Source organism: Marinobacter sp., assembly GCF_041690455.1.
Taxonomy (GTDB): Bacteria; Pseudomonadota; Gammaproteobacteria; order Pseudomonadales; family Oleiphilaceae; genus Marinobacter.
Genome location: NZ_JAWLHI010000131.1, coordinates 1 through 4,146, shown reverse-complemented (window position 1 = coordinate 4,146; position 4,146 = coordinate 1). Strand labels below are relative to the sequence as shown.

5 protein-coding genes are annotated in these 4,146 nt (G+C 60.5%); 4 read left to right on the top strand and 1 reads right to left on the bottom strand.

Annotation, left to right across the window (positions count from 1 at the left end):
- The 4 genes from ACESMW_RS18505 to ACESMW_RS18490 all read left to right on the top strand — a co-directional run.
- On the top strand, nt 1-192 hold a 192-nt coding region (locus tag ACESMW_RS18505; protein ID WP_372988438.1), incomplete at its 5' end, for a ComEA family DNA-binding protein.
- Nucleotides 193-572: 380 nt separating this feature from the next.
- Nucleotides 573-1,025, top strand: coding sequence for a pilin (locus ACESMW_RS18500; RefSeq protein ID WP_372988437.1), 453 nt, complete (start codon nt 573-575; stop codon nt 1,023-1,025).
- A 272-nt stretch (nt 1,026-1,297) separates the two neighbouring features.
- The gene (locus tag ACESMW_RS18495; RefSeq protein WP_372988436.1) at nt 1,298-1,777 is read left to right on the top strand and encodes a pilin; all 480 of its coding nucleotides are present in this window, start codon (nt 1,298-1,300) and stop codon (nt 1,775-1,777) included.
- A 125-nt stretch (nt 1,778-1,902) separates the two neighbouring features.
- Nucleotides 1,903-3,471 (top strand): O-antigen ligase family protein, encoded by a 1,569-nt coding sequence (locus tag ACESMW_RS18490; protein ID WP_372988435.1) that lies wholly within the window; start codon nt 1,903-1,905, stop codon nt 3,469-3,471.
- Here the strand turns inward: ACESMW_RS18490 and mtgA are convergent.
- Nucleotides 3,453-4,146 (bottom strand): monofunctional biosynthetic peptidoglycan transglycosylase (gene mtgA, locus ACESMW_RS18485; protein ID WP_372988434.1); only part of this gene is annotated, 694 nt, incomplete at its 5' end. The two genes, ACESMW_RS18490 and mtgA, sit on opposite strands and share 19 nt — an antisense overlap.

The following is a 4,146-nucleotide window of genomic DNA, read 5'->3' as shown; positions in this document are numbered from 1 at the left end:
CTCGACCTCAACCAGGCCTCCGCCGAGGAACTGGTCCAGCTCGACGGCATCGGACCGGTCTACGCCGAGCGGATCGTCGACTACCGCGACGAGAACGGGCCCTTCGATTCCGTCGACCAGCTCACCGACGTCAACGGCATCGGACCAAAGACCCTCGACAACCTCAGGGATCAGCTCCTCGTCGACAACTAGACACCACACCCTCCCCGTGGTCCCTTGGCCCCGCCGATTGGCGGGGCCTTTTTCGTCCCTGGGACCGGGGATTACCCGACTTCATGGAAAACGGCCCTGACCTGAAAACGGCACAAGAGTTGCTAATCTTTGTAATGTCCGGCTCCGCCGTTCGGTGGCTCCGGGATCGGTTACGCGACAGGCCGTCAGCCCGTGAGCTGTAGATTCCAATATCGAGTCAGGCGCCCGTGAGCCCGGGTGGCCGGGAGGTAACAGTTGATGTGAGTCCTGTTTGCAGGTCGTCGCGTCGATGCGAGGGGTGTCCGATCGCTGCCCTGGTTGCCTGACTCGAGCCTCGGGTTCCGGGAGACAAACATGGATCTCGTCAAGGAGGTGCTCCCATGCGACACCTGACCCGCCCGGAACGGGGCTTTACCCTGATCGAGCTGATGATCGTGTTCGCGATCATCGGCATCCTCGCCGCCATCGCCACTGTCAGCTACGTGGACTACACCGCCCGGGCGAAGGTCGGAAGCGCCCTTGCCGACGTGACACCGGCAAAGACACAGACTGAGTTGCTGCTCAACCGTGGTGTGCCGCCTTCCGATTTGTCGCTCACCCCCAACGATGACGCATACATCGGCGTGCCTTCACAGACGGCGCACTGTGACATGCAAATCGATGCCTTCGGTTACGGCGGGGCGGGCGCGGTTCGCTGTGTCATTCGGCAGGGGCCTCCGACTGTGAGCGGCGAGTTACTGGCATGGCAACGGGATGACGACGGCGTCTGGACCTGTGTAACTTCCCTAGAGCAGCGATACCGTCCCGGGGCCTGCGAGGAAGAGCCTACATAGCCTGTTCGTCTTTGCCCGACGGTTACGTGGGACGGGTTCCGTTCGTGTGTCAAAACATGACAACCCGTCGTGGCGTATGTCAGGCAGTGACACCGGGGTGGGTGGCCGGGCGGATATAAGTCCTTCCGGGGAGTAGATGGTCAGGGGGGGAGGGCGTACAAAGAAACACTTGGGCGCGGGGATCTGCTCTTGGCACAACAGTTGCTTTATCTGACCTCGACCAAAGGGCCAGGAGGCCCGGTTGTTCAAACCACTCCGAAGGAGATCAAGAGATGATGAATCAGATGGGCAAACAGGTCCAAAAGGGTTTCACCCTGATTGAGCTGATGATCGTTGTGGCGATCATTGGTATTTTGGCGGCTATCGCTATCCCGGCTTACCAGGACTATGTGGCTCGCTCGCAGGCTACCGCTGCGCTGGCTGACGTGCGTGGTGGGGTAACAGCGTTTGAGGAGATGATTCAGCGTGGCCACGTCATTGGTGATCCGAACACCGATACGCTCGCTGCGGGCGATGTAGATCTTATTGGTCTCCAGGGCGACACTAATGCCTGCCAGGGGATTGAGATTGAAGGTGGTAATCTCACCAACGCTGAAGGTCAAGCAATTGCTTGTACCATGCAGGGGAACCCGAAAATCGCGAACTCCGTTCTGCGACTCACGCGTGACGCTGCAGGGGCGTGGAACTGCACGGTCACGGATGGTGGCAATTGGGAAGACAAATATCTCCCGGGCGGCTGCACCACTTCGTAAGGCGGTGGTAGAAAATTCCTGCTCGTTAAACGCGTAGGATAAGTAAGTATGTAAATCCGGGCCAATGGCCCGGATTTTTTTGTCTGGTTCAACATCCGTGTGGCTTAAGAAAATCGGAGCACCAAGTGCCTCTGGTGGGAATGGAGTACGTGTTCATGAGGTTGTATGGGTTGATCGCAAGCAGCTGGCTGCTCGGTGTCGTTTTCCTGCCTTCTCTCCCCTCTATCAGCCATGTCTCGGTTTTCGATGACCGTCGCTTGGTGTTGGTCCTGTTGTTTGCGGTATCCGGTACCGTTTATCTGTTTGCACGTGCCAGTAAAACTTTCGGATCGTCTGATTCCACCCGGGTAATCGGTTTCGTGCTATCAGCGTTTCTGATGCTGGGACTTCTGTCAGCGTTCAGGGCCCCTGTTCTCGGATATGCACTACTCGAGTGGTCAATGTTTCTGCTCGTTTTCATTTCGGTCTGGATCCTGCGTTGTTCTCCCGCCTCCGCGTTTCGGAGTGGGCTTTTGTACGCATCGGCCCTGTCGGCTTTTCTCTATAGCCTGATGGTCCTACTGCGAGTCTTTTTTGCCCATTCGGAGGGTCAGGCTCTGCCGTTAAACACCCATTTAATCAACCATTTCATCAATATTCGGTATTTCAATCAGTGGTTGAGCTGGTTGCTTCCGCTGTTGCCAGCGGCGGCGTATCTTCTCGTTCCACGATGCCGGCCGATCTTCTGGCGTTTGGCAGTATTCGCGGCGCTGGCATTCCTGTGGGGGTTGTTGTTTCACTCGGGAGGGCGAGGGACGTTGTTCGCCTTAACTGGGGCCGGTTTGGTTCTCTTTCTGGTGTTTGGATGGCGCGCCCGGGCCTGGCTGATCTGGCAGCTGGGTGCCGCGCTGGTCGGGGCGGCACTCGCCGTGGGAACGATGGGTGCGTCGTGGCCGTGGGAGGTGGGCGTCGGACTTCAGGCGAACGTCTGGTCCTTCCATGACGCCGGACGTCTGCCACTCTGGACGGCCTCGATGGCTTTGATCGCCGATCATCCTTGGTTCGGGATCGGCCCGATGCAGTATGCGGCGTTGCAGTTCGGTGCCATGGCCCACCCGCACAGCTTTCCGCTGCAGATTGCGGTTGAGTGGGGGTTGACCGCCGCATTGCTCCTGTTCTCGTTGCTGGCATGGCTCGGCTGGTGCTGGGTGATGTTCGTGCGTGGACGTGTAAAAAATGACGCCACGCCGGAGCAAGAGCGGGCGTTCCTCGTGGGGTTGACCGGCTCTCTGCTGACAGCCGGTGCGCATTCACTGGTCAGTGGCGTGGTCGTGACGCCCATGAGCCTTGCCATGCTGGTGGTGGTCGTGGGTGCTGCGCTCGGACAGTATCGTGCCGGTCGGGCAGGCGGGGAGGAGAGGAGTCGAGTCTCACCGATAGATCGGGGCCTAAACTTGGCCACGCGCACCGTGGTGTTGTCCGTCTCCATCTGGGCTGCCGGCTTCACATTGATCGAGGTCAGTAACCATAAATACAACTGGGATGTCGGTGGCGAGATGGCATGGGGTGGTTACCAACCGCGTTTCTGGCACCAAGGGAAGCTCGTGCACCACCTCGACGAGCCTTGGCTGGCATTCTCCCGGGATGGGCGACCGTTGCCGACGGAGACGGAGCCTGCCCCGAAGTCTCCGTTACCTCAGGGAACGCGCGAGTAATCCATCCGCCCCAGCACCGCCTCGGTCCGGACCTGCAGCCCCCGCGCATTGCGGTTGTCCTGGTAGAAGCGCGGGTTGGGCAGCATGGCGGCGAGCCGCGCGGCTTCGTGCCGGGTCAGGGCGCTGGCCGGCTTGCCGTAGTAGTGGCGGGCGGCGGCCTCGATGCCGTAGAGCAGGTTTCCCCACTCGGCGTAGTTGAGGTAGAGCTCCAGTATCCGCCGCTTGCCTAGCACGCCTTCCATCATCAGGGCGATCAGCGCCTCCTGGCCCTTGCGCCAGAGAGACTGCTCGGCGGAGAGGAACAGGTTCTTGGCCAGCTGCTGGGTGATGGTCGAGCCGCCGGCGACGATCGTCCCGGCCTCGAGGTTCTTCTCCATGGCCTGCCGGATGCCGGTCAGGTCCAGTCCCCAGTGATCCATGAACCGGTCGTCCTCGGAGGCGACCACGGCCTGCCTGGCGGGCAGGCTGATCGCCTCGTACGGAACGAACTGTTGCCGCGCCTGGATATCCGGCTTGATGTCGCGCAGCAGCTCCACGCGCTCGCGCATGAAGGCGCTGGACTCCGGGTTTTGCTCCCGCAGGTGCCAGACCTGGACGAAGAACCACAGCTGGATCAGCAGGAAGGCGAGCAGCGCCAGCAGGAGCAGGCGCCCGAGAAAGCGGCGGATGGGGCGA

What these genes read in the sequence shown, in the direction of transcription:
- ACESMW_RS18500 (WP_372988437.1), top strand. Translation starts at nt 573, where the DNA reads ATGCGACACCTGACCCGCCCGGAACGGGGCTTTACCCTGATCGAGCTG.
- ACESMW_RS18495 (WP_372988436.1), top strand. Translation starts at nt 1,298, where the DNA reads ATGATGAATCAGATGGGCAAACAGGTCCAAAAGGGTTTCACCCTGATT.